Origin of the sequence: Geobacillus sp. GHH01 (assembly GCF_000336445.1) — a bacterium.
GTDB lineage: Bacteria > Bacillota > Bacilli > Bacillales > Anoxybacillaceae > Geobacillus > Geobacillus zalihae.
In genome coordinates this window covers 39,365-61,624 of record NC_020210.1, presented here as the reverse complement: position 1 = coordinate 61,624, position 22,260 = coordinate 39,365, and the positions used below count along the sequence as shown (strand labels likewise).

General features: G+C 50.9%; 23 protein-coding genes. 1 reads left to right on the top strand and 22 read right to left on the bottom strand.

What is annotated here, in order from left to right:
- Nucleotides 1-148: 148 nt before the first annotated feature.
- The 18 genes from mfd to metG form a co-directional block, all read right to left on the bottom strand.
- On the bottom strand, nucleotides 149-3,682 hold the full coding sequence (gene mfd, locus GHH_RS00300) for a transcription-repair coupling factor (RefSeq protein ID WP_015373704.1): 3,534 nt from the start codon (nucleotides 3,680-3,682) through the stop codon (nucleotides 149-151).
- Between the two features lie 89 nt (nucleotides 3,683-3,771).
- Nucleotides 3,772-4,002, bottom strand: a complete 231-nt coding sequence (locus tag GHH_RS00295) for an anti-sigma-F factor Fin family protein (protein WP_011229562.1) — start codon at nucleotides 4,000-4,002, stop codon at nucleotides 3,772-3,774.
- 110 nt (nucleotides 4,003-4,112) lie between these two features.
- Nucleotides 4,113-4,673, bottom strand: a complete 561-nt coding sequence (pth, locus tag GHH_RS00290) for an aminoacyl-tRNA hydrolase (RefSeq protein ID WP_011229561.1) — start codon at nucleotides 4,671-4,673, stop codon at nucleotides 4,113-4,115.
- A 60-nt stretch (nucleotides 4,674-4,733) separates the two neighbouring features.
- On the bottom strand, nucleotides 4,734-5,366 hold the full coding sequence (locus GHH_RS00285) for a 50S ribosomal protein L25/general stress protein Ctc (RefSeq protein ID WP_015373703.1): 633 nt from the start codon (nucleotides 5,364-5,366) through the stop codon (nucleotides 4,734-4,736).
- 77 nt (nucleotides 5,367-5,443) lie between these two features.
- Nucleotides 5,444-6,391 (bottom strand): ribose-phosphate diphosphokinase, encoded by a 948-nt coding sequence (locus tag GHH_RS00280; protein WP_011229559.1) that lies wholly within the window; start codon nucleotides 6,389-6,391, stop codon nucleotides 5,444-5,446.
- Nucleotides 6,392-6,403: 12 nt separating this feature from the next.
- Nucleotides 6,404-7,780: a bifunctional UDP-N-acetylglucosamine diphosphorylase/glucosamine-1-phosphate N-acetyltransferase GlmU gene (gene glmU / locus GHH_RS00275; protein ID WP_011229558.1), complete on the bottom strand. Its 1,377-nt coding sequence runs from the start codon at nucleotides 7,778-7,780 to the stop codon at nucleotides 6,404-6,406.
- A gap of 132 nt (nucleotides 7,781-7,912) precedes the next feature.
- Entirely contained in the window at nucleotides 7,913-8,203 is a 291-nt protein-coding gene (gene spoVG, locus GHH_RS00270; RefSeq protein WP_003247437.1) for a septation regulator SpoVG, read from the bottom strand.
- 125 nt (nucleotides 8,204-8,328) lie between these two features.
- Complete coding sequence (locus GHH_RS00265) at nucleotides 8,329-8,703, bottom strand: RidA family protein (RefSeq protein WP_011229557.1); 375 nt, start codon at nucleotides 8,701-8,703, stop codon at nucleotides 8,329-8,331.
- 43 nt (nucleotides 8,704-8,746) lie between these two features.
- The gene (gene purR / locus GHH_RS00260; protein ID WP_015373702.1) at nucleotides 8,747-9,568 is read right to left on the bottom strand and encodes a pur operon repressor; all 822 of its coding nucleotides are present in this window, start codon (nucleotides 9,566-9,568) and stop codon (nucleotides 8,747-8,749) included.
- A gap of 55 nt (nucleotides 9,569-9,623) precedes the next feature.
- The gene (gene ispE / locus GHH_RS00255) at nucleotides 9,624-10,496 is read right to left on the bottom strand and encodes a 4-(cytidine 5'-diphospho)-2-C-methyl-D-erythritol kinase (RefSeq protein WP_015373701.1); all 873 of its coding nucleotides are present in this window, start codon (nucleotides 10,494-10,496) and stop codon (nucleotides 9,624-9,626) included.
- 222 nt (nucleotides 10,497-10,718) lie between these two features.
- Nucleotides 10,719-10,898 (bottom strand): small, acid-soluble spore protein, alpha/beta type, encoded by a 180-nt coding sequence (locus GHH_RS00245; RefSeq protein ID WP_013143961.1) that lies wholly within the window; start codon nucleotides 10,896-10,898, stop codon nucleotides 10,719-10,721.
- Between the two features lie 258 nt (nucleotides 10,899-11,156).
- Nucleotides 11,157-11,414 (bottom strand): biofilm formation stimulator Veg, encoded by a 258-nt coding sequence (gene veg, locus GHH_RS00240; protein ID WP_011229553.1) that lies wholly within the window; start codon nucleotides 11,412-11,414, stop codon nucleotides 11,157-11,159.
- A 182-nt stretch (nucleotides 11,415-11,596) separates the two neighbouring features.
- The gene (gene yabG, locus GHH_RS00235; protein ID WP_011229552.1) at nucleotides 11,597-12,496 is read right to left on the bottom strand and encodes a sporulation peptidase YabG; all 900 of its coding nucleotides are present in this window, start codon (nucleotides 12,494-12,496) and stop codon (nucleotides 11,597-11,599) included.
- 140 nt (nucleotides 12,497-12,636) lie between these two features.
- Nucleotides 12,637-13,518, bottom strand: coding sequence for a 16S rRNA (adenine(1518)-N(6)/adenine(1519)-N(6))-dimethyltransferase RsmA (gene rsmA, locus GHH_RS00230; RefSeq protein ID WP_011229551.1), 882 nt, complete (start codon nucleotides 13,516-13,518; stop codon nucleotides 12,637-12,639).
- Nucleotides 13,511-14,074: a ribonuclease M5 gene (rnmV, locus tag GHH_RS00225; protein ID WP_014194568.1), complete on the bottom strand. Its 564-nt coding sequence runs from the start codon at nucleotides 14,072-14,074 to the stop codon at nucleotides 13,511-13,513. Before rnmV ends, rsmA begins: the two co-directional genes overlap by 8 nt.
- Nucleotides 14,075-14,331: 257 nt before the next feature.
- A complete protein-coding gene (locus GHH_RS00220; RefSeq protein ID WP_015373700.1) occupies nucleotides 14,332-15,537 on the bottom strand; it encodes a G5 and 3D domain-containing protein in 1,206 nt (401 codons plus the stop codon).
- Nucleotides 15,538-15,737: 200 nt separating this feature from the next.
- Entirely contained in the window at nucleotides 15,738-16,508 is a 771-nt protein-coding gene (locus tag GHH_RS00215; RefSeq protein ID WP_011229548.1) for a TatD family hydrolase, read from the bottom strand.
- A gap of 136 nt (nucleotides 16,509-16,644) precedes the next feature.
- Nucleotides 16,645-18,597 carry a methionine--tRNA ligase gene (gene metG, locus GHH_RS00210; RefSeq protein ID WP_015373699.1) on the bottom strand — a complete coding sequence of 651 codons (1,953 nt, stop codon included), beginning with the start codon at nucleotides 18,595-18,597 and terminating at the stop codon, nucleotides 16,645-16,647.
- Nucleotides 18,598-18,993: 396 nt separating this feature from the next.
- Here metG and GHH_RS00205 point away from each other — a divergent pair, with 396 nt between their 5' ends.
- On the top strand, nucleotides 18,994-19,293 hold the full coding sequence (locus tag GHH_RS00205) for an AbrB/MazE/SpoVT family DNA-binding domain-containing protein (protein WP_011229546.1): 300 nt from the start codon (nucleotides 18,994-18,996) through the stop codon (nucleotides 19,291-19,293).
- A gap of 16 nt (nucleotides 19,294-19,309) precedes the next feature.
- Here GHH_RS00205 and rsmI read toward each other — a convergent pair whose 3' ends face one another.
- Genes rsmI through GHH_RS00185 form a run of 4 tightly spaced genes read right to left on the bottom strand, consistent with a single transcriptional unit; the run spans nucleotide 19,310 to nucleotide 22,252 of the window.
- Nucleotides 19,310-20,221, bottom strand: coding sequence for a 16S rRNA (cytidine(1402)-2'-O)-methyltransferase (gene rsmI, locus GHH_RS00200; RefSeq protein ID WP_011229545.1), 912 nt, complete (start codon nucleotides 20,219-20,221; stop codon nucleotides 19,310-19,312).
- Nucleotides 20,222-20,236: 15 nt separating this feature from the next.
- Nucleotides 20,237-20,986, bottom strand: coding sequence for a tRNA1(Val) (adenine(37)-N6)-methyltransferase (locus GHH_RS00195; protein ID WP_012820433.1), 750 nt, complete (start codon nucleotides 20,984-20,986; stop codon nucleotides 20,237-20,239).
- A 60-nt stretch (nucleotides 20,987-21,046) separates the two neighbouring features.
- Nucleotides 21,047-21,409, bottom strand: a complete 363-nt coding sequence (yabA, locus tag GHH_RS00190; protein WP_011229543.1) for a DNA replication initiation control protein YabA — start codon at nucleotides 21,407-21,409, stop codon at nucleotides 21,047-21,049.
- A gap of 15 nt (nucleotides 21,410-21,424) precedes the next feature.
- The gene (locus GHH_RS00185; protein ID WP_011229542.1) at nucleotides 21,425-22,252 is read right to left on the bottom strand and encodes a stage 0 sporulation family protein; all 828 of its coding nucleotides are present in this window, start codon (nucleotides 22,250-22,252) and stop codon (nucleotides 21,425-21,427) included.
- Nucleotides 22,253-22,260: the final 8 nt, after the last annotated feature.

Genomic DNA, 22,260 nt, shown 5'->3' with positions numbered 1-22,260 from the left:
GGGGAATTCACCATTGTTGTCATTAGTATCCTTCACAATCCACGTTCTATACGTGATGAAAGTGATTTTGGCCATTTTAGATAAAATTGCCCATCCTTCATTATCGCCACATGCAGGAAACGATAAACATCATAAAACTTTTTCTTGATTATGCCGTCACCGACTTCTCTTTTTCCACCCCAGACAGCCGCCGCAGCGTCTCTTCTAAAATCATCAGCCACTCGTGCGGCTTCATTTCCTTGATATAGAGCACAATTTTCAACTTCGCTCCGTCCATGCCAAACCCGAATAAGCGGCCATGCCGGCGTCCAATGTCAGATAGACGCTGGATTTCCACCGTTTTCGATGCCGGTTCAGTAAACAAGATGTCAATTTGCTGCTTATGTTGCTTCATCGATTCGACGCCAAGCTGCTTGGCCAACACCTTCAACTCCGCAATTTGGAACAAATACGCAACTTCATCTGGATAATCGCCGAAGCGGTCGACCATTTCCTCACGCAGCTCCTCAATGTCTTCGAGCGTCTCCACTGCCTTAAATCGCTTGTACATCTCGATCTTTTGCAATTCGTCTGCAATGTATGTGCTCGGAATATAGGCGTCGACTTCGACATCGATGACGACATCCGGCTGCTCGTCTTCTCGCTTGATGCCGCGCCGTTTCTCGATCGCTTCTTTCAACATTTGCGAATACAAATCGAATCCGACCGAGTCGATAAAGCCATGCTGTTCGGCGCCGAGAATGTTGCCCGCGCCGCGGATCGACAAATCGCGCATGGCAATTTTAAAACCAGAGCCGAGCTCGGTAAACTCTTTAATGGCTTGCAGCCGCTTTTCTGCCGCTTCATTGAGCACTTTATCTTTCCGATAGGTGAAATACGCATAAGCGACGCGGTTGGAGCGGCCGACGCGCCCGCGCAGCTGGTACAGCTGCGACAATCCCATCCGGTCGGCGTCATAGACGATGAGCGTGTTGACATTCGGAATATCGATGCCCGTTTCAATGATCGTCGTCGTCACCAGCACATCGTATTGCCCTTCCAAAAACGCCAAAATGGTCGATTCGAGCTCCGTTTCCGACATGCGGCCATGCACGTAAGTGACGCGCGCTTCCGGGACAAGCTGTGCGATTTCTTCCGCTTTCAAATCGATGTCTTCAATATGGTTGTAAAGGAAAAACACCTGCCCGTCGCGGGCGAGCTCACGTTCAATCGCCTCTTTGACGAGTTCGGGCGTATATTCCATGACATACGTTTGCACCGGGAATCGGTTTTCAGGCGGCGTCTCGATGATCGACAAATCGCGCACGCCGATCATCGACATATGCAACGTACGCGGAATCGGCGTCGCCGTTAAGGTGAGCACGTCGATGTTCGCCTTCAGCTGCTTGATTTTTTCTTTATGCGCCACGCCAAACCGTTGCTCCTCGTCGATAATGAGCAAGCCTAAATCTTTAAACTTCACGTCTTTCGACAGCAGCCGATGCGTGCCGATGACCATATCGATCGTGCCGTCCTTCAACCCTTTGATTGTCTCGGCTTGCTGTTTTTTCGTGCGAAATCGGTTTAACAGACCAACCTTGATCGGAAACCCTTGAAACCGTTCGCGCACCGTTTCGTAATGCTGTTGGGCTAGGATCGTCGTCGGCACAAGAAAGGCCACTTGTTTGCCGTCCATAATGGCTTTAAACGCCGCCCGCAACGCCACTTCCGTCTTCCCGTAGCCGACATCGCCGCAAAGGAGGCGGTCCATCGGTTTGTCGCTCTCCATATCACGCTTAATTTCCTCAATCGACCGAAGCTGATCTTCCGTCTCTTGATACGGAAACGCCGCTTCAAATTCGCGCTGCATCTCGGTGTCCGGCGAAAACGCATATCCTTTGCTTGCCTCACGCTCGGCGTACAGCTTGATTAAATCTTCAGCAATATCCTGGACGGATGATTCCACTTTCCTTTTGACCTTTTTCCATTCCGAACCGCCGAGTTTGTAAATTTTTGGCTCTTTTCCTTCCGAGCCGACGTATTTTTGCACTTGATCGATTTGGTCGACCGGAACATACAGCGTATCGCCGCCTTGGTACTGGATATGAATATAGTCTTTATGCACCCCGTTGATTTCTAACGTCTCGATGCCTAAATATTTCCCGATGCCATGGTTGACATGGACGACGTAGTCGCCGACTTGCAATTCGGCGTAGCTTTTGATCCGCTCGGCGTTGGACAGCTTTTGCCGGCGCACCGGGCGTTTGACCCGTTTTTTGAACAGCTCTTCTTCTGTGATGACGGCAATTTTTTGCAACGGCAATTCAAACCCGGTATTTAAATCTCCTTCAAGGAGCTGGCATTTGCCATGCAGCAAAGCCGCATCGCGCGCGAGCGGCAGCGCGTCAATCTCATAATCTTGAAGCAATGATTGCAGCTTTTTCACCCGCTCTGCATTTGGCGCCAAAAACACGACCGCATAGTTTGCCTTTGTCCATCGCTCGACTTCGGATTGAAGAAGCGCCATTTGCCCATGGAAGTTTTGCATCTGTTTGCACGTAATATTGACGACGTTTTGTGGGTGGGCATACGGAACATGGCGCAAAAACAACGATAAGTATACCCGCTGGAATCGATGTTTTTGCAATAATTCAGAAAACGAATGCGAAAGCGGCACGCCATGAATCATTTTCCCGCCGTCAAGCAAACTCGTATACCATTCCGCCTCTTCGCGGTCCAACCGTTCCGCCGCCTCTTGCAGCCGGCTCATTTCATCCATGAGCAGCACGCCGTCTTCTGGCAGGTAATCTAGCAAACTCGCAACCTTTTCATAAAAAAGGGACATATATTTATATTGTTGCTCGATTTCCTGCCCCTCGCGCAATTGCTCAAGCTCAGCGTGAATATGTTCATACATCCGCTGTTTGGCGGCCTCATCTTTCATCGTCTCCAAACTCGACGCAAGCCCCGCTTCAATCCGCTCGATTCCTCGGCGCCGCGTCTCACCATCGAGAATGATTTCATCGGCCGGCCCGATCATGATGCGCTCGATTTGCCCTTGCGAACGTTGGTCGTCAGGGGTGAACGTCCGAATCGATTCGATTTCCGTATCAAACAGCTCGATGCGGTACGGAAGCTCAGCGGTCAATGGATAAATGTCGATGATGCCGCCGCGGACGCTGAACTCTCCGGGGGCGGAAACGGTGCCGACCCGTTTGTACCCCATTTGCACAAACTTCTGTTTACAACGTTCTACATCGAACTCTTGTCCAACGGAGAAGGTGAACAAATACTGCTTCCAAAGCGACGGCGGCGGCAACAAACGCCGCAAGCCGGCGACCGGGCAGACGACGACTCCTTTTCCGCCTTGCGCCCAATGGTTCATAATCTCTAGGCGCTGTGCCTTCAGCTCCGGGCTGGCGACCGCCATCTCAGCGGCGATCACTTCGTTTACTGAATAAAGGAACACGTCTTCCGGCCCGAGCAACGAAACGAGATCGTCATACATTTTTTGCGCCTGAAACAAATTGTGAGAGACGACTAACAGCGGCCGGCCTGTCTCCTTGTAAAGCGTGGAAATAAAAACAGACCGGGCCGATCCGGACAGCCCGGCGACAAGCTGTTCCTTCAAACGGACATGGAGCCCCTCGATGATCGTACGGACATCTTGGTTTTCAGCTAAATAGCGATGCAACGAAAGCACCCCTATTCTCCCTCCTCTCAACGCCAGTTTCTTTCCGTCTCACTATTCTTTCGCAAACGCAAAAACGCTTTGGTCGCCCAAAGCCGCCCTTAATGGATGAATTTTTCGTATTGATGCCATTCCGGGTTTCGCGCCAACGCCTCTTGACAGTCTTCGCAAATCGTTTTCACATGAATGTCACCGTTCGGTTCATACGAAATCATCTCGAGCCGTTCCTCTTCCGTTAAGTGGTGGAATCCCAGTTTCTCGCTGTATATCGGCATTTGCTCAATCGTTCCGACTTTTGCACCGCAATGGCGGCAATAGTAATGTAGCGCCATTCAAGCCAACCTCCTCACTGGGCACCTGCTGTTCCGTCCACAAGGCAGGAAAAGCCGACGCTTCGGCCGCCTCCCGTACTCACATTGTGCACCAGTTCAGAGGAAAATATTCACTCGTTAAAATCATTCATCACTTGAATAAATGGCGCCTTCACCGCCTGTTCACACGCATCGGCCGCCCGCAGCACCGCTTTGTCCACCGCCGGTTTCTCCTCTTCTGTAAATCGGCCTAGCACGTAGTCCGTGACCGGCTGACCGCCGGCCGGCCGGCCGATGCCGATGCGGATGCGCTTAAACTGCTCGGTGCCAAGGTGGTGAATGAGCGATTTGACGCCGTTATGGCCGCCGGAACTCCCTTTTAAGCGAAGGCGGATTTTCCCTGGCGGGAGATCGAGGTCATCGTAAATGACGATGACATCATCGATGGCAATGTCGTAGTAATCCATAAGTGGGCGAACACATTCTCCTGATAAATTCATATATGTCAACGGCTTGCATAATGCTACTTTTTCGCCAGAAACGGACGCCGTTCCAAACAAGCCGCGAAATTTAGCGGTTTTTAACGATACATTCCAGCGCTTCGCCAGTTCGTCGATGACGAAAAAGCCGACATTGTGCCTTGTTTGCTCATACTCCTTGCCCGGATTGCCGAGCCCGACAAACAGCTTCAATCCTCGCGCTCCTCTCTTTGCATGATACTACAAAAGACGTAACCGAAACGGTTACGTCTGTCACTCTTCTGGCGTCGTTTCTCTTCCTTCCGCAGCGTCAGGCTGCCCTGCCTCTTGCTGTTCGCCGCTATCGATTTCTTCCTCTTGTTGCGGCGGCAAGATCGTGGCGATCACTTCGGAGGGTTCATGATTGATTTCAAATTTGCCGTCCGTTTGCACGTCGCCAACGGTGACGGTATCACCGACTTGCAGTCCGGAAATGTCCACTTCGATCACTGGAGGAATGTTTGCCGGCAGGACGCGGATGGACAGCTCATGCAAGTTTTGCTGCAACACGCCGCCATCCTTCACGCCAGGCGCCTCGCCCACTAAGCGAACTTCAACGTCAATATCAACTTCTGTCGATAGATCAACCGCTTGAAAATCGGCGTGAAGCAACTCGCCACGCAACGGGTCGCGCTGCAGTTCGCGCAACAACACGGAATGTTCCTCACCGCCGACTTTCAGCGTCAGCAAGCTTGTGCGCCCGCCTTCACGAAGCGCTTTCTCCAGCTCTGCAGTGCTGACGAAAATCATTTTGTTTTCGACTTTTTTGCCGTACAAAATCGCTGGAATGCCGCCTTGTGAACGAATGCGGTGCAATGTTGAACGTTTTTTGTCTGCGCGTTCCTTCGCTTCCAACACAATCGCCATGTTTCCTCACCTTCCTGAATTAGAATCTATTGTCTACTTTATCCTAAAACAAGAAGGGCTAAACATGTTTTCCTGCGTTAGTCGAACAGGACGCTGACAGACTTCATTTCATACACGCGGCTAATGGCCTCGGCAATGAGCGGCGCCACCGACAGCTCTACAATTTTATCAATTTTTTTCTCTTCTGGCAAGGCAATTGAATTGGTGACGACAAGCTCCTTGATTCTGGAATTTTGGATGCGCTCAATCGCCGGACCGGACAGCACCGGATGGGTGCAACATGCATACACTTCTTTCGCCCCATTCTCGGCGAGGGCGTTGGCTGCAAGGGTAATCGTGCCGGCTGTATCGATAATGTCATCAATCAAAATAGCCGTTTTCCCCGCCACTTGCCCGACAATGTTCATCACTTCCGCCACGTTCGGCTTCGGCCGGCGCTTATCAATAATGGCGATCGGTGCTTTCAAACGGTCAGCGAGCTTGCGCGCCCTTGTGACACCGCCATGGTCCGGAGAGACGACGACAATATCCTCCAATTGTTTGCTTTTGAAATAATCCGCCAAAATGGGCACACCCATCAAATGATCGATTGGAATATCGAAAAATCCTTGAATTTGAGGGGCATGCAAATCAAGCGTGATGACGCGCGACGCCCCGGCCGTCTCGAGCAAGTTGGCGACCAGCTTCGCTGTAATCGGTTCGCGCGAACGCGCTTTCCGGTCTTGACGGGCATAGCCGTAATACGGCATCACGATATTGATCGTGCGGGCCGAGGCGCGCTTTAACGCGTCGATCATGATAAGCAGCTCCATCAAATGCTCATTGACCGGCACGCTCGTCGATTGAATGACGAACACATCGTCGCCGCGGATGCTTTCTTCAATGTTGATTTGAATTTCCCCGTCGCTGAAACGGGAAACGGAACATTTGCCGAGCTCGATTCCCATGACTTCTGCAATTTCCTTCGCCAACTTCATGTTCGAGTTCAGAGCGAACAATTTTAATTGATGCTGACAGTCAGACATGATAGACCTCCGCTAAGATTTTTTCTTGCCTGGCAGGCGATCAACATAATGTTCTTTATTGACTTGCCGGGCGCGGGCAATGGCAAGTGCGCGGCCGGGAACGTCGTCTGTAATCGTCGATCCCGCGGCGACGTAAGCGCCTTGACCGACCGTAACAGGGGCGATCAAATTGACGTTGCAACCGATAAACGCCCCGTCTTCGATTTTGGTCATATGCTTATTCACGCCGTCGTAGTTGACCGTAATCGACCCGCAGCCAAGATTGACATCGGCGCCGACTTCAGCATCGCCGATATAACTCAAGTGCGACGCCTTGCTTCCTTTGCCGAACGTCGATTTTTTCACCTCGACGAAATTGCCGATCCGCACCTCATCGTCGATTTTTGACAGCGGACGAATATGGGCGAACGGGCCGATCGTCACATCCGAACCAATCTCGCTGTCATGGGCGACCGAATGGCGAATCGATGTGCGATGGCCGATATAGCAATTTTTAATTTCCGAATTGGGCCCAATGACGCAATCCTCACCGATCACTGTCTCGCCTTCAATCACCGTGCCGGGGTAAATGACTGTGTCACGCCCGATCACCGCCTCGGCGGAAATATAAGTGGAAGCCGGATCGATGATCGTGACTCCGTTTTTCATATGTTGACGGCAAATGCGAGCACGCATGATCCGCTCCGCTTCAGCGAGAGCGATGCGGTCGTTTACACCGATCGTTTCTTCAAACGACGGCGCCTGATAGGCGGATACAACGCCGCCGTCCGCTTTGATAATTTCAATCACATCCGTTAAATAATATTCGCCTTGAGCGTTTTGATTCGTCACCTTTGTAAGCGCTTGAAACAGTGTCTCATTGTCAAAACAGTACGTTCCTGTGTTAATCTCGCGGATGTTCCGCTCTTGCTCGCTCGCATCTTTATGTTCGACAATTTTCTCGACATGGCCAGCCTCGTTGCGGACAATGCGGCCATATCCGGACGGATCATCAGCGATGGCCGTCAACACGGTCGCCTTCGCCTTGGCGGCCATATGATGCTCGATGAGCATCTCCATCGTCTCAGCGGTGATGAGCGGCGTATCCCCACAGACGACAATCGTCACTCCTTCAAGACCGCGCAAATGCGGAGCCGCCTGCATGACTGCATGCGCCGTCCCGAGTTGCTCCTCCTGCAGGGCATATTCACACTGGGAGCCGAGCTGTTCTTTCACTTGTTCCGCTCCAAATCCCACTACCGCAATCGCTTTTTCCACCCCAAGCTTTGACACTTGGTCGATGACGTGCTGAACCATTGGCTTGCCGCAAATGGGATGAAGCACTTTATACCGCTTCGATTTCATCCTCGTCCCTTGTCCGGCCGCCAAAATGACCGCATATCGTTTCATGTGAAAGGCCTCCAATTACCCTTTTATCCATAATTGAATATATATGAATCAGTGGCACTTTTCAAGGAAACAATACGGCTTTCAAAAAAATAGAGAGCTTGGTGAATTTCACCTAAGCTCCCTTTCATATGTTTACGAAGCGCCAGCTTCTTCAAGTTCTTCTTCCAACTTCCCGAGGCGGTGATATTCAGCGAGGATCGCCTCCTGGATTTTCCCGCGCGTGGCGGAATTGATCGGATGAGCGATATCACGGAACTCCCCATCTGGTGTGCGCTTGCTCGGCATCGCGACAAACAGCCCATTGTTTCCGTCGATGACGCGGATGTCATGGACGACGAACTCGTTGTCCAACGTAATGGAGGCGATCGCTTTCATCCGTCCTTCGGTATTGACGCGGCGTAATCTTACGTCTGTCACTTCCATTTTGCTCACCACCTTTTCCCCTATATGAGACTCGATGTAATGAATTCCACGTGTTCGAGTCATTTCCTTCTTTTTTCGAAAAATTTTTTATAAATTTTTATGTAGGGAAAAAGTGGGGCTAATCATTACGGAACGAGGGCAACGACTTCAATTTCGACAAGGACATCTTTCGGCAGCCGGGCTACTTCCACGCATGAGCGCGCCGGCTTATGGTTCGGGAAGTATTGGCTGTACACTTCATTCATCGCCGCAAAATCATCCATATTTTTTAAAAATACGGTCGTTTTCACCACTGTATCGAGCGAAGCTCCGGCCGCTTCCAATACGGCTTTCAAGTTTTGGAACACTTGATGCGTCTGCGCCTGAATGTCGCCTTTCACCAGTTCCCCTTCTGGGGTGAGCGGGATTTGCCCCGAGCTGTAAAACATGTTGTTGACGATGATGCCTTGCGAATACGGGCCGATCGCTTGCGGCGCCTTCGTTGTCTCTACTTTTCTCATGAGCCAGTCTCCTTTCTTGATTTTTATGTCAAGCAGCAAGCTGCTACAAAAACGCTTTGTAATTGCCTTCCTTAACAGAGATCCTCTTTTCTTTTACATCCACCTCGGACAGTTTGACGAGCGAAATGTATTCATCGACCAATCGCTCTTTTGCCTCTTCCGACTCCACGAGCACGCCAATGCCGGAGACATTGCCGTTAAACTCCTGAAGCAAACTGATCATGCCGTTGATTGTACCCCCCGCCTTCATAAAATCGTCAACGATGAGCACATTGGCTCCTTCCGCTAAGCTGCGCTTCGATAGGACCATCGTTTGGATGCGTTTGGACGAGCCGGATACGTAATTGATGCTTACCATCGGTCCTTCTGTCACTTTATTGTCATGGCGGACGATGACAACGGGCACATACAAAAAGTTGGCGATGGCATACGCGAACGGAATCCCATTGGTGGCGATCGTCATGACGACATCCACCGGACGGTCGGCAAACATCGACGCATAAAGGCGGCCGATTTTGTTCATAATGCGGGGATCGCCAAGAATGTCGGTCATATACAAATATCCGCCGGGAAGAAGCCGATCCGGACGCGACAGTTGTTCACACAAATACGCAACCACTTCTTCCGCTTCCTCAGCATCCATTTTTGGAATGTATTGCACGCCGCCGGCAGCGCCGGGCAGCGTCCGAACGGTTCCGATTCCTTGCTGCTCGAACGTCTGCTTAATGATGGCCAAATCTTCGCTGATCGACGATTTGGCCGATTCGTACCGCTCGGCAAAAAATGTCAGCGGAATGAGCTGATGTGGCCGTTCAAGAAGATAATGCGTCATATCAACTAAACGGCCGCTTCGCCTTAGCTTCATAGCCGACCTCCTGAAACCGAATATTATAAATATATTTTAACAAAAATGTACGTGTTTAATCAAGAGAATGTCGTTCTCCTAACATTCTCACCGCAAACACTTGGTCACAAAAGCCGCGCAACCCATTGTATACCCGCTGCATTCTGGAATCGTGCTCGATCAGTCCAAACACGGTCGGCCCGCTGCCGCTCATCAGCACCGCATCAGCGCCAAACCGCTTCATTTGTTCTTTAATATGCGCGACTTCCGGATATTTTTTCAACGTCACTTCCTCAAGAACATTGCCGACCAACCGGCAGATCGCCGCATAATCTTGCCGCTCGATCGCTCTCACCATCGCATCGACGTCCGGATGGCTGACACGCTCAAGTTCCAAGTTTCGGTACACTTCCGCCGTCGATACACCGATCGGGGGCTTGGCCAGCACAACCCAGCACGGCGGCGGTGAAGCGATCGGAGTGATGACTTCCCCGCGCCCCGTCGCCAAGGCGGTTCCGCCGTAGACGCAAAAAGCGACATCCGAGCCGATTTTCGCCCCAAGCTCTGCCAGTTCATCGAGCGTCAATCCGAGTTGCCAAAGCTTGTTCAACCCGCGCAGCGTCGCCGCCGCATCGCTGCTTCCTCCCGCCAATCCGGCGGCCACCGGAATATGCTTCGTAATCGAAATGGCCACCCCTTGGCGGATCGAAAACGTCTCTTTAAGAAGCTTCGCCGCCTGATACGCCAAGTTGCGGCAATCATCGGGCACAAAGCGGTTTTGCGAAACGATGCGGATCGCATCTTCCTCCGGCAACGCGACAAGCTCAATGCGATCGGCCAAATCGATCGTCGTCATCACCATTTTCACTTCATGGTAACCATCCGGGCGCTTATAAAGAACGTCGAGTGACAAATTGATTTTCGCCGGCGCTTTTATCGACAACCTCACTCATCCTCACCTACTTCCACGCGCAATCATGAATAAGCGGATCGGCATCCATCGGCTGCTTTCCGTCTCCGCCGTCTTTGCCCCGTCTCATCCGCCTTTCTTTCGTCAACCCATTTTATCATATTACCATGTTCTGGCGACGACGCCAAACAATATATGTATGCAAAAAAAGGGCGCCCCGTTCGCGGGACACCCTCGCCGCAACACGCCCCGCTGCCGGCGCTATTCCGTTGTTCCGGCCAGCTGCCGCTCCGCCCGTTCAATCGCCAATCTGACCATGTTTCCTGCGTCTTTCGCGCGGATGGCGCCCCACCCCTCACGTTGCACGACATCGTAAAAGCCCAACTCTTTCGCCAGCTCTTCTTTCAAGCGTTGCGACATAATCCCGCGGCGTCGACCCAATGTCAGCAACCCCTTTCCATGTTCATTGGCGCTATGGCATGAAACGTTTGGCAACCCGCCGGCGCATCAACAAGCCGGCTTTGCATTTGGCCGGGCAAAAGGCGGCTGCGGCAGTTTTAGTATGAAATAAAGGGGGCGGTTTTATCATAGTTCCGAAAGAAAACTCCCGCTTCAAGCAAAGCGAAGTGGGAGTCGTTCACGTCACCTATTTATGACAAAACAAAAAACAAAAAGCAAAAAAGCAGCAAACAAATCTGTCTACTGCCCCCCTGCTTGCTCATCATCCCAAAACGTCAACTTTACCGTCTCTGTCAATACGTCGGCGTAGCTGAACGATACGCGTTCAAACGAATTCTCTTTTTGATCCAGCTCAATGACAAATACGGATGGATATGTTTCCGCCAAAATACCACAACGCTCAATCATTTTTCTGCGTCCGCCGTTGGCCCGCAGCGTCAACCGTTTCCCGATATTGGAATCCAGCGTTTTTTTAATATCGGATAAAGTCTTTGGCATTCATCATCCACCTCACTATTTGTAATTATAACAAAGATGATGTCTAAAGTCAAAAAATAAAAATTATATCAGGGCATTTTTATTTCTGTCAATGTATATTTTTCTACAATATCCTTCTTTTTATGTGTGATGTGGAACTTTTTTGTAAAAAAATGCGACGGACGTATAGAAAAAACCGCCCATCAACTGCGGCGGTTTTCCTCTCGATCCTCAATGAGGCGAAACGGCATCCCGGTGCGGAGCACGCCTTTCGTTTCCACCCCACCAAGCCCCTTTTCCCCGGTTAACGTGTTGCGCAACACATCCCATACGTCGACCGTTTCGGTGAACGGGGTGAAGCTGAGGCGCGAAACGATATAGACGGGGTCCAGAGCATGAATGTTCACCCGCGCTGGTGAACTGGCAAAATTCGCCCCAGCGCGGATGAGCGACTCAAAGTGCGACTGGCAGGCGCCGGCGAAAATGATCAGTTGGTCCAAATGGGGCACTTTTTTGCGCGCCTCTTTCACCGTTTGCACAAAATGGCGCGAATGGCGGTACGCTTTTAACTCATGCACCTTTCCTTTTGACTTCGAATACGAATCATGCCCGGTGATGACTAAAATATCAGGGCGAAACTGCTCGATCCAGTAGCCAACTTTTTCCGGCATTTCGCTTTCCTCGCAGTAAATGCCGTGCACCGGCACGCCGATCCGCTCATACAAATCCATACATTTGCGCAAATATAACGGGTCGCCATCCAAATGGAGGACGCGCCCCGGAATTTGAAAAAAATCTTTCTCCACCCGGTATCCGCCGGTCGCCCGATATTCGACTTTTTGCTTGATCGCCTGATAATCTTGGCGAAAAAGCCGATACGATTGTTCGATCAGCTCGATTTCCCGCTTTTTCCGTTCCTGTTGCTCCTGCTCATCGATGACGACTAAATCGCTGCACGGAGCGTCCGCGACGAGGCGCACATCTTCACCATACAAAATCGCTTCCCACTCGCCGTTTTTTTCTTTCATATCAATCACTCGGAACAATAAATCACATTGGTAAGACTTGCGGGCGACAATATCGCCGATTTTAATGACGTCCATCACCGCTCACTCCATTGCATAATCGTTGTCATCCATACGATATGCACGTGCGGACAATAGGTGATAGACGCCTGTTTGGACGGCTTTGGTTGACGAAAAGACCGCTGCCCCCCCAGAGGAGCGCTTTCTTTACGACTCCTTCATTTGCCGAAAAGCGGTGCCAACGCGTTGCTTAATGAAGCAAACTCAGCGATGTCAAGCGTCTCTCCGCGTCGGCGCGGGTCAATGCCCAAAGCAACGAGCACTCGTTCAATTTGCTCTTTGTTCTCTTTTCCTCCCGGCAAATTGTTTGTTAAGTTGTTGAACAGCGTTTTGCGGCGCTGGGCGAAGCTTGCCCGCACCACTTGGAAAAACACGCCCTCATCGTCGACAACAACAGGCGGATGCTGCCGCTTTACGAGCCGGATGACAGCAGAATCAACGTTCGGCTGCGGCATAAAGACGGTGCGCGGCACCGTCATGATGACTTCCGCTTCGGTATAATACTGCACAGCGATCGTCAGCGAGCCGTAATCTTTCGTCCCTGGCTTAGCGGCAAGACGGTCGGCGACTTCTTTTTGCAGCATGACGACCATGCCGCGGATCGGCAACCGCTCGGTAAGCAGCTTCATAATGATCGGTGTCGTCACATAATAAGGTAAGTTGGCGACGACCATCCGGTCGCTTACATCAGCCAATTCCTCGGCGATGACGGCATGCAAGTCGGCCTTTAATACATCTTGGTGAAAGATGCGCACATTGTCATAAGGAGACAGCGTGTCGGCCAAAATGGGCAACAGTCGGCCGTCGATTTCGAAAGCGACGACTTTTTTCGCCCGCCGCGCCAATTGTTCCGTCAACGCTCCGATGCCTGGTCCGATTTCAATCGCTCCTGTATCAGGGGAGATGTCGGCAACATCCACGATTTTCCGCAAAATGTTCGCATCGATCAAAAAGTTTTGCCCAAGGCTCTTTTTAAACGAAAAGCCATATCGCTCCAAAATTTCTTTCGTCCGCCCCGGTGTTGCAATATCTTTATACATCGTCCGCCTCCTCCTGCATCACGTGCGCTAACGCGGCATAAAAAGCATCACGGGAAATGCGGAACACTTGCAGCCGCTTATGAAACTGCCGACCGTTCGCATAGCCGATTTTCAGCTCCTCGCCAAGACGCTGCCGCCGCCGGCGCGCCATCGCGCCGCCGATCAACCCAGCCTCGATCAGTTCAGCAAACGTAATTTCTTCCTTCCAATCCGACGCCTCTTCATACACGTTGGCGAGCGCCCGACGGATTTCGTCAGGGGACGCGTGCTCAACCCCGATGCCCTTGCCGTTTTTCGCTTTGGCCGCCTCGCGCGGCAAAAAGGCATGCTTGCACCCCGGCACCTGTTCGGCAATCGTGCGGCGAATTTTTTCGCCGGGAAAATCGGGATCGGTAAAAATGATCACGCCGCGGCGCTCTTTCGCCAGCTTGATCCGCTCAATGACATCCGCGCCCACTGCTGCTCCGTTTGTCTCGATTGTATCGGCATCGACGGCGCGCCGGATCGCCGCCGTATCATCTTTTCCTTCCACAACGATCACTTCTTTGATCTTCATCCTCCCATTGCAGAAACAACGGAATCGTCCCTTTTTCCTATTTCTGCAATGCCTCCTTTCCGGTAAAATCAAAAGTAAGGCGAATCATCGCCGAAAGCCGCTTCATTCCCTTATTATTTTTTGAATTTCGCTGAAACTTTTTTTCCGTTTGCATCGTCTAATTTAGCAGAAGCGGCGCGCATTGTCGCGGCACAATGCCATTATAGCGAAAAAAAGCAGAGGGAAAAAACCCTCCGCTTCGTTCTCCCATCGCATCTCTATGGCAATACCCGTATTTTCACGCGCTTTCTGCCCCAACGAAACGCATCCGACCGTTCCGGGAAAAACACATCAATTTTATATCCGCGGATGCCTGAGCCGGTGTCAGCGGCAATGGCATATCCGTATCCTTCCACATACACTCTCGACCCAAGGGGGATGATGGACGGGTCGACCGCAATCACTTTAGCGGAAGGATTTTTGCGCAAGTTGATGCCCGTGCTTGTTATGCCTGAACAGCCTGCACAATAGGCAGTGTAGGCGGTGGCGGTGACGTAAAATTCCTTCGCGGCATGGTCCGAGCCGCGCGAGGACGGGCGGTCGGGCGCGGCAGCTTGGCGCACCGTTTTCGTGCCGATGGCGACAATGCGCGCCTTGCTTTCTTTTAGCGTTTTCACAGCGATTAGTTTGCGCGCCGTTTCTTTGCCGTTTTCCAATGTCACCTCATACGTTTTTTGAACCATCCCTTTTTCTCCAGGCTGAATGACGCGCCGCTCTCCTTTCGGCAATGAGTCATCCCGTTTTGTCACCACGGCAAAGTCGACGGGTTCTTCCACTACATCGGTGACTTTTTTTACTCGGATCACGCGAATGGTCATCTGTTCTTTGACCGTTTCATGCAAGGAGGGCTCTATCCGATCGAGTTGACCTAGCTGAATCCCTTGCTGCTTCAAAAAGTCAGCGACCGTAGTCGAAGTTGTCCATACCTGCTGTTGTTTACCGCCGACATTGACGTGGACTGGAAACGCCTTTTCAACGCCGATGTCCATGCCTTTTTGAATTTTCGCCGAAAGCGCCGGCGCCACTTTGTCATACGCCCCGACCGCCACGTGCTGCGAACGGAGCAGCTCCGCGACCGTATCGGCTGTCGTCCATATCTTTTTCTTTTTTCCATTGACTGTCAGCGTCACTTCTTTGCTTGCTTCCCAAACAATATGGAGATCGTCGGTGATCGGCGAATGCAAGGACGGATAAACATAATCTTCTTTGCGCGGCTGAATGTTTTGCTCCGCAAGCAGCTCTTTCACCGTTTTCGCATGAGTGCGAATTTCTTGTTTGTTTCCGTTTTTGATCAGCGTCACATCGTCTTTGGCCATCTCATATCCAGCAACCCCTGTCGTCGCGGAGATGGCGAGAAACCCGCCCGCTGTGACGGTCACGTTTTTCCTCCATAAGTCCAGCCATTTCCTCCCATTCGGCAACATCAGATGAACGCCTCCTTTTTCTACGGAATTCCCCTCTCCCTTTAACATGTACGCACGAGCATACTCTATTATGCAGAAAATTCAGTGAAAAAGGAAGGAAGACTTGTCGACACGCGGTTGGCTCATATCGGCTGAATTTGTAGAATTTTATCGTCTTCGCCGCACCTTCGACAAGCTTCCCCGCTGTTCGACGCCTAATTTTAGCGGTCGATGGCGAACAATTTTTTGGCATTTTCCGCCGTTGTTTCCGCTACTTCGGCAAAAGAAATGTTTTTGATCTGTGCGATCGCTTCGGCAACGTATTTGACATAGCTCGGCTCGTTTCGTTTGCCGCGGAAAGGGTGAGGCGTTAAATATGGACAGTCGGTTTCGATCAATAAATGGCTGAGTGGAATCTCCTTCGCCACTTCCTTCGGTTTTTTCGCATTTTTAAACGTGACCGGTCCGCCAAGGGAAATGAGAAAATTCATGTCCATGCACTGTTTGGCCACCTCGACGCTGCCGCTGAAACAATGCATAATCCCGCCGATTTCGGCGGCGTTTTCCTCTTGCAAAATTTTTAAAATATCTGCCGTCGCCTCACGGTTATGAATAATGATCGGCAACTTCACCTTTTTAGCCAGCCGGATTTGCTGCCGGAACACCTCTTGTTGCACGTCTTTCGGCGATTTATCCCAATGGTAGTCAAGCCCCATCTCGCCGAGCGCCACGACTTTCGGGTGAGCGGCGAGCTGTTCAATCATCTGCAAATCATCGTCCGTCATCTCGATCGCATCAACCGGATGCCAGCCAACCGCCGCATAAATAAACGGATACCGCTCGGCCAGCTCGATCGCCCGATCGATCGTCGGACGGTCAAACCCGACGACGACAATGTGTGAAACCCCTTCATCGCGGGCGCGTTCAATGACTTGTTCCAAATCTTCTTCGTATTGGACTGCATTCAAATGTGCGTGCGTATCAAACAGCATACTAATGCCCTCTTTTCCACCTTGATGTTAAGTGTAGCATAGAAATTGGTTACATACGTCACATTTCGTTAACATTTCCATTACAAAATAGCGACAAGGAGGTGTCAAGCGCAACACCCCCCTGCCAAGCAAACCGTTATTTGATTTTCGTTCCATTCGGCACGTGTTGATCAACCGTCGCCAGCGAAAATTCCCCGCCGCTGCCTCCGGCTAGAATCATGCCTTCCGACCATTCGCCGCGAAGCTTGGCTGGTTTTAAATTGGCGACGCAAATGACTTTTTTGCCGACGAGTTCTTCTGGTTTGTAAAACTCAGCAATGCCGGAGATCACTTGCCGCTTCTCGCCGCCAAGGTCAAGCTGAAGCTTCAACAGCTTATCGGCGTTTTTCATACGTTCCGCATGGATGACTTCAGCGACGCGCAAATCGACTTTGGCGAACTCGTCAATCGAAATTTCCGCCGCCTCCGCTGCTTTTTTTTCCTCTTTTACCGGTTCGGCGGCCGGTTTGCCCCCTTGCATATGCGCCTTAATGTACTCCACTTCCGCTTCGATGTCGAGGCGCGGGAAGAGCGGTTCTCCCTTTTGCACTTTTGTCCCTTCCGGAATGAGGCCGAAATCGTACAAGCTATCCCATTCTTTTAATGAATGATCCGTGATGCCGAGCTGAGCGAACATGCGCTCCGGCGTGCGCGTCAAAAACGGCTGGAGCAGCACTGCCGTATGGCGAAGCGATTCAGCCAAGTGGGTCATGACGGCGGCAAGCTCATCCCGTTTCTGTTCGTCTTTCGCCAATACCCATGGCTGCGTTTCATCGATATATTTGTTCGTCCGGCTAATCAACTGCCAAACAGCGGCGAGCGCGACGGAAAACTCCATTCCCTCCATCGCTTCTTCATATTGACGCACCACTTCGCGCGCCGTTTGCACCAACTCTTGGTCAAACGGTGTTTTCGGCCCGCGGTATGGCGGAATAACGCCGTCGAAATATTTCTCGATCATCGCCACGGTACGGTGCAACAAGTTGCCTAAGTCGTTGGCCAAGTCATAGTTGATGCGCTCAATAAATCCTTCCGGCGTAAACACGCCATCAGCGCCGAACGGCACTTCCCGCAGCAAATAATAGCGGAGCGCATCAAGCCCATACCGGTCGATGAGCGTCACTGGGTCGACGACATTGCCTTTCGATTTGGACATTTTTCCATCCTTCATCAGCAACCAGCCATGGCCGAATACTTTTTTCGGCAACGGCAAGCCGAGCGCCATCAATATAATCGGCCAATAAATCGTATGGAAACGGACGATTTCTTTGCCGACCAAATGGACGTCCGCCGGCCAATATTTGCGGAACTTTTCATCGTTGTCCGTGCCGTAGCCGAGCGCTGTGATATAGTTGGCAAGCGCGTCGATCCAGACATAGATGACATGCTTCGGATTGCCTGGCACTTTAATGCCCCAATCGAACGTCGTCCGGGACACAGCCAAATCCTCAAGCCCCGGCTTAATGAAGTTGTTGATCATCTCATTTTTCCGCGATTCCGGTTGGATAAAATCGGGATTTTCTTCGTAATATTGCAACAAGCGGTCGACATATTTGCTCATCCGGAAGAAATAGGACTCTTCTTTCACTTTCTCAACAGGCCGGCCGCAGTCCGGACAGTTGCCGTCCACAAGCTGCCGCTCAGTGTAAAACGATTCGCACGGCGTACAATACCAGCCTTCATATTCGCCCAAATAAATATCGCCTTGTTCGACAAGACGGGTGAAAATTTGTTCGACGACTTTTTTATGCCGCTCCTGCGTTGTGCGAATAAAATCGTCGTAGGAAATGTCGAGCTTCTTCCATAGCTCCTGAATGCCAGCGACGATCTCATCGACGTATTGCTGCGGCGTTACTCCTTTTTCTTCCGCCTTGCGCTGAATTTTTTGCCCATGCTCATCGGTGCCGGTCAAATACATGACATCGTAGCCGCGCATCCGTTTATAGCGAGCCATGGCGTCCCCCGCCACCGTTGTGTAAGCATGACCGATATGCAGGCGGTCGCTCGGGTAATAAATCGGCGTCGTCAAATAAAACGTTTTTTTCTCCATCGGTTAGGCCCTCCCTCGTACTGTTGAGCACAAAAGCCCCCGTCCGGCGACGAGAGCGGCGTTACTTCTATTTTACATAATTTTTTCATTCTACAAAAACATCTATTTCTCGTGGGCTGAAAAAATATACCCAAACCGGCAAAAATACGGCCGCGTTTTCAACCATCGCTGCGAATTTGTTATACAAGGATAGAGTTTAGATGGGCAAATTCATTCGTTTTCTCCTTTCTTTCTAAACAAACTTTTTTTTGAAATAACAATATACATTTTTTTTAAATTTTACATATTAAAGGATTGACGCTTAATGGAAACACTGATATGATTAGGTTGTAGGAAATTTGTCGAATATTGACGAATAAACGACAAAAAACTTTTTTGCGGAGAGGAGAATCGACGATGAAATCGACAGGGATCGTGCGTAAAGTCGATGAGTTAGGCCGCGTCGTCATTCCAATTGAGCTGCGACGTACGTTGGATATTAACGAAAAAGATGCGTTGGAAATTTATGTTGACGATGACCGCATCATTTTGAAAAAGTATAAGCCGAACATGACGTGTGTCGTCACCGGCGAAGTGTCGGACGACAACTTCAAACTGGCCGGCGGCAAAATCATTTTAAGCCGCGAAGGCGCGGAAATTTTGCTGCAGGAGATCCAACAGCATCTAGAAGCAGCAACAGACAAAGAAAAAGAATAAAAAAGTTTCTCTGGCTTCAGAGAAACTCTTTTTTTTCTTCTTCTTGCTGTTGATGATACTGCCGATAAACGTCGCGTTTCGACATATTTCGATCACTGGCCGCCTGTTTCACCGCCTCCTTGACGGAAAGGCTGTGCTCGCGAATATAATAATCGACATGTTCGACAAGCGAAAGCGGCTGCCACCATTCCTCTCCCTCTTGCTCTTGTTTCTTCCCGTCTCGCGCCCCTTCGACAATGAGGCAAAATTCGCCCCGGATGTCATGTTCTTCCGCCCAGGCGACCGCATCGCTTAAATCGCCGCGGATGAACTCCTCAAACCGTTTCGTCAACTCGCGGCCAAGAGCGATGCGCCGATTGCCGAATATATCATACATAAGAGCGAGCGTTTCTTTCAAGCGGTGGGGCGCCTCATAAAAAATTAACGTCTCCGCCGCTGTTTTTAATGACAGCAGTTGCTCTTTTTTCTCTTTTTTCGCCCGTTTCAAAAAGCCGACAAACAAAAAGCGGTCCGTGGGCAGCCCGGAGGCGACAAGCGCTGTCAATGCCGCGTTCGCTCCAGGAAGAGGGACGACGCGGCAGCGCTCGGCAAGCGCCGCAGCAATAAGCTCATAGCCCGGATCGGAAATGCCGGGCATCCCGGCGTCGCTCACCAATGCCACCGTTTTTCCTTCCTTCAGCCATTCGACAAGCTGCCGGCCGCTCGCGTATTTATTATGCTCATGGTAGCTGACGAGCGGCGTATGAATGCCGAAATGAGCGAGCAGCTTTTTCGTCTGCCTTGTGTCCTCGGCGGCGATGACATCAGCTTCCTGAAGCGTCCTAACCGCACGAAACGTCATATCCTCCAAATTGCCGATCGGCGTCGGCACGATGTACAGCGTCCCTTGCTCCGTTTGTTCGGTAAAACTTTTTTGCTGCCAAAGCATCCTTGTTCCGCCCCTTTAAGATGAAATAATGCCATATAAGATCCGCTTTGTCTCCTCGGTATATTCGTTATTCTCATCATACACGACAAGCGGAGGCAACACTTTTAAGTCCGGGCTTGCATCTTTTGTCCCTTCAATTAAAATCATGTTCGCCTCTTTGCCCTCTTTCGGGTACACAAAGCGGAGCCGTTTCGGCTCAAGACGGTATTGGCGCATGAGCGTCACAAGGTCAAGCAGCCGCCCGGGCCGGTGGACGAACGCCGCCTTCCCTCCTTGCTTCAACAGCTGGCTGCTGACTCGAATCACATCCTCTAGGGTGCAATAAATTTCATGGCGGGCGATGGCGATATGTTCATTTTTGCTCAGTTCGTCTTTGCCGACTGCCGGAAAATACGGGGGGTTGCACGTGACGACATCGTACCGGCTGTAACCGATCCGTTGCGGCGCTTCTTTAATGTCGCCGTGTATGATCTCGATTTGTCCTTCAAGCCCGTTGTATTGCACGCTTCGCCTCGCCATGTCGCAAAGCCGTTCTTGAATTTCGATGCCGATGATCGTCCCTTTTGTTCGCCGGCTCAACAAGAGGGGAATCACCCCGTTGCCCGTGCACAAATCAACAATCTGCCCCTTTTGAATCGGCATATAGGCAAAATGAGCAAGGAGCACGGCATCAAGGGAAAACGAAAATACAGATGGACTTTGAATGATGCGGAGCTCTTCGTTAAACAAATAATCGAGCCGTTCATCCTCGTACAATTCCACCATGACGCACGATCCTCCATTGAAAAAAATAACCTTTCCGAAACGGAAAGGGTGGCGCTGCCTTTAGTTTTTGTTCAAAAACGACAAGCAAAACAAACAATCGCCCTCGGTGCGAATGCTTCCGTAATGGATGTGACAAATATGAAACCCTTCTTGGTAAAGGCGGGCTAAATTGTCATACCCTTCGCCAATGTCGATGAGTTTTTTGCCATGTTTGTCCCCTTTTCGTTTGCCTTCTTCCCATGCTTCTGACAATTGTTCAAGCCGACGGCGCAAATGAGCATTTTCGATTTGCAGCTGGTGATTCTCTTCTAACAGCTCCGTTACGCGCTGTTTCAGCTGTACCAGCTCGCGGTAAAAATAACTAAGTTGCTCTTCCATATTGGCCACTGATCGAAACACTTCTTTTTTATCTACTTTTTCCACTGGCCCCACCCCAAATTAATCTGCGACGCGAATGGACAACGTCCCGTTTTTCATCAGCTCATCGAGTGTATATTCGACGACCCGTCCGAATTCTGGAAGCTCGATTTGCAGCACCCGCTCTAAAATGTTCAAGCCGACGACTTTGCCGAAGCCGTGCGGTGTTTCGACATATTCCCCTAAATCCGGGAGTTGTTCTTTCGCCGTCTCATACTCTTCGTTTTCATATTTCAGGCAACACATCAGCCGGCCGCACAACCCGGAAATTTTCGTTGGATTGAGCGACAAGTTTTGATCTTTCGCCATTTTGATCGACACCGGTTCAAAATCGCCTAAAAACGTCGAACAACAAAGCATGCGGCCGCACGGCCCGATGCCACCAAGCATTTTCGCCTCGTCGCGCACCCCGATTTGCCGCAGCTCAATGCGCGTGCGGAAAATCGACGCTAAGTCCTTCACAAGTTCGCGGAAATCGACGCGCCCATCGGCAGTGAAATAAAAGATCACTTTATTGCGGTCAAACGTATATTCCACATCGACGAGCTTCATTTCCAGCCCGTGCTCCTCCACTTTGCGCAAGCAAATGTCATACGCCTCGCGCGCCGCCTTTTTGTTTTCTTCCACAACCCATTTATCTTTCTCATTCGCCACGCGGATCACTTTTTTGAGCGGCAGCACGATGTCGTTTTCGTCGACTTGTTTATTGGCGATGACGACTTTTCCGTACTCAATGCCTCGGACCGTCTCGACAATGACGAATTCGCCGACGGGAATAACGGCATCGCCAGGGTCAAAATAATAAATTTTCCCTGCTTTTTTAAAACGGACGCCGACTACCGTATACAACGGCTCTC

Bases quoted from the DNA above. Each gene is read 5' to 3' on its own strand.
- GHH_RS00215 (WP_011229548.1), bottom strand. From the start codon at position 16,508: ATGCTGTTTGATACGCACGCACATTTGAATGCAGTCCAATACGAAGAA.
- GHH_RS00220 (WP_015373700.1), bottom strand. From the start codon at position 15,537: ATGTTGCCGAATGGGAGGAAATGGCTGGACTTATGGAGGAAAAACGTG.
- glmU (WP_011229558.1), bottom strand. From the start codon at position 7,780: ATGAAACGATATGCGGTCATTTTGGCGGCCGGACAAGGGACGAGGATG.
- GHH_RS00205 (WP_011229546.1), top strand. From the start codon at position 18,994: ATGAAATCGACAGGGATCGTGCGTAAAGTCGATGAGTTAGGCCGCGTC.
- GHH_RS00265 (WP_011229557.1), bottom strand. From the start codon at position 8,703: ATGAGAAAAGTAGAGACAACGAAGGCGCCGCAAGCGATCGGCCCGTAT.
- spoVG (WP_003247437.1), bottom strand. From the start codon at position 8,203: ATGGAAGTGACAGACGTAAGATTACGCCGCGTCAATACCGAAGGACGG.
- yabG (WP_011229552.1), bottom strand. From the start codon at position 12,496: ATGGACGTCATTAAAATCGGCGATATTGTCGCCCGCAAGTCTTACCAA.
- rsmI (WP_011229545.1), bottom strand. From the start codon at position 20,221: ATGCTTTGGCAGCAAAAAAGTTTTACCGAACAAACGGAGCAAGGGACG.
- rsmA (WP_011229551.1), bottom strand. From the start codon at position 13,518: ATGTATAAAGATATTGCAACACCGGGGCGGACGAAAGAAATTTTGGAG.
- GHH_RS00280 (WP_011229559.1), bottom strand. From the start codon at position 6,391: ATGTCTGACTGTCAGCATCAATTAAAATTGTTCGCTCTGAACTCGAAC.
- purR (WP_015373702.1), bottom strand. From the start codon at position 9,568: ATGAAGCTAAGGCGAAGCGGCCGTTTAGTTGATATGACGCATTATCTT.
- GHH_RS00295 (WP_011229562.1), bottom strand. From the start codon at position 4,002: ATGGCGCTACATTACTATTGCCGCCATTGCGGTGCAAAAGTCGGAACG.
- GHH_RS00195 (WP_012820433.1), bottom strand. From the start codon at position 20,986: ATGGTGGAATTGTACGAGGATGAACGGCTCGATTATTTGTTTAACGAA.
- metG (WP_015373699.1), bottom strand. From the start codon at position 18,597: ATGGAGAAAAAAACGTTTTATTTGACGACGCCGATTTATTACCCGAGC.
- veg (WP_011229553.1), bottom strand. From the start codon at position 11,414: ATGCCAAAGACTTTATCCGATATTAAAAAAACGCTGGATTCCAATATC.
- GHH_RS00285 (WP_015373703.1), bottom strand. From the start codon at position 5,366: ATGGCGATTGTGTTGGAAGCGAAGGAACGCGCAGACAAAAAACGTTCA.
- rnmV (WP_014194568.1), bottom strand. From the start codon at position 14,074: ATGAAGATCAAAGAAGTGATCGTTGTGGAAGGAAAAGATGATACGGCG.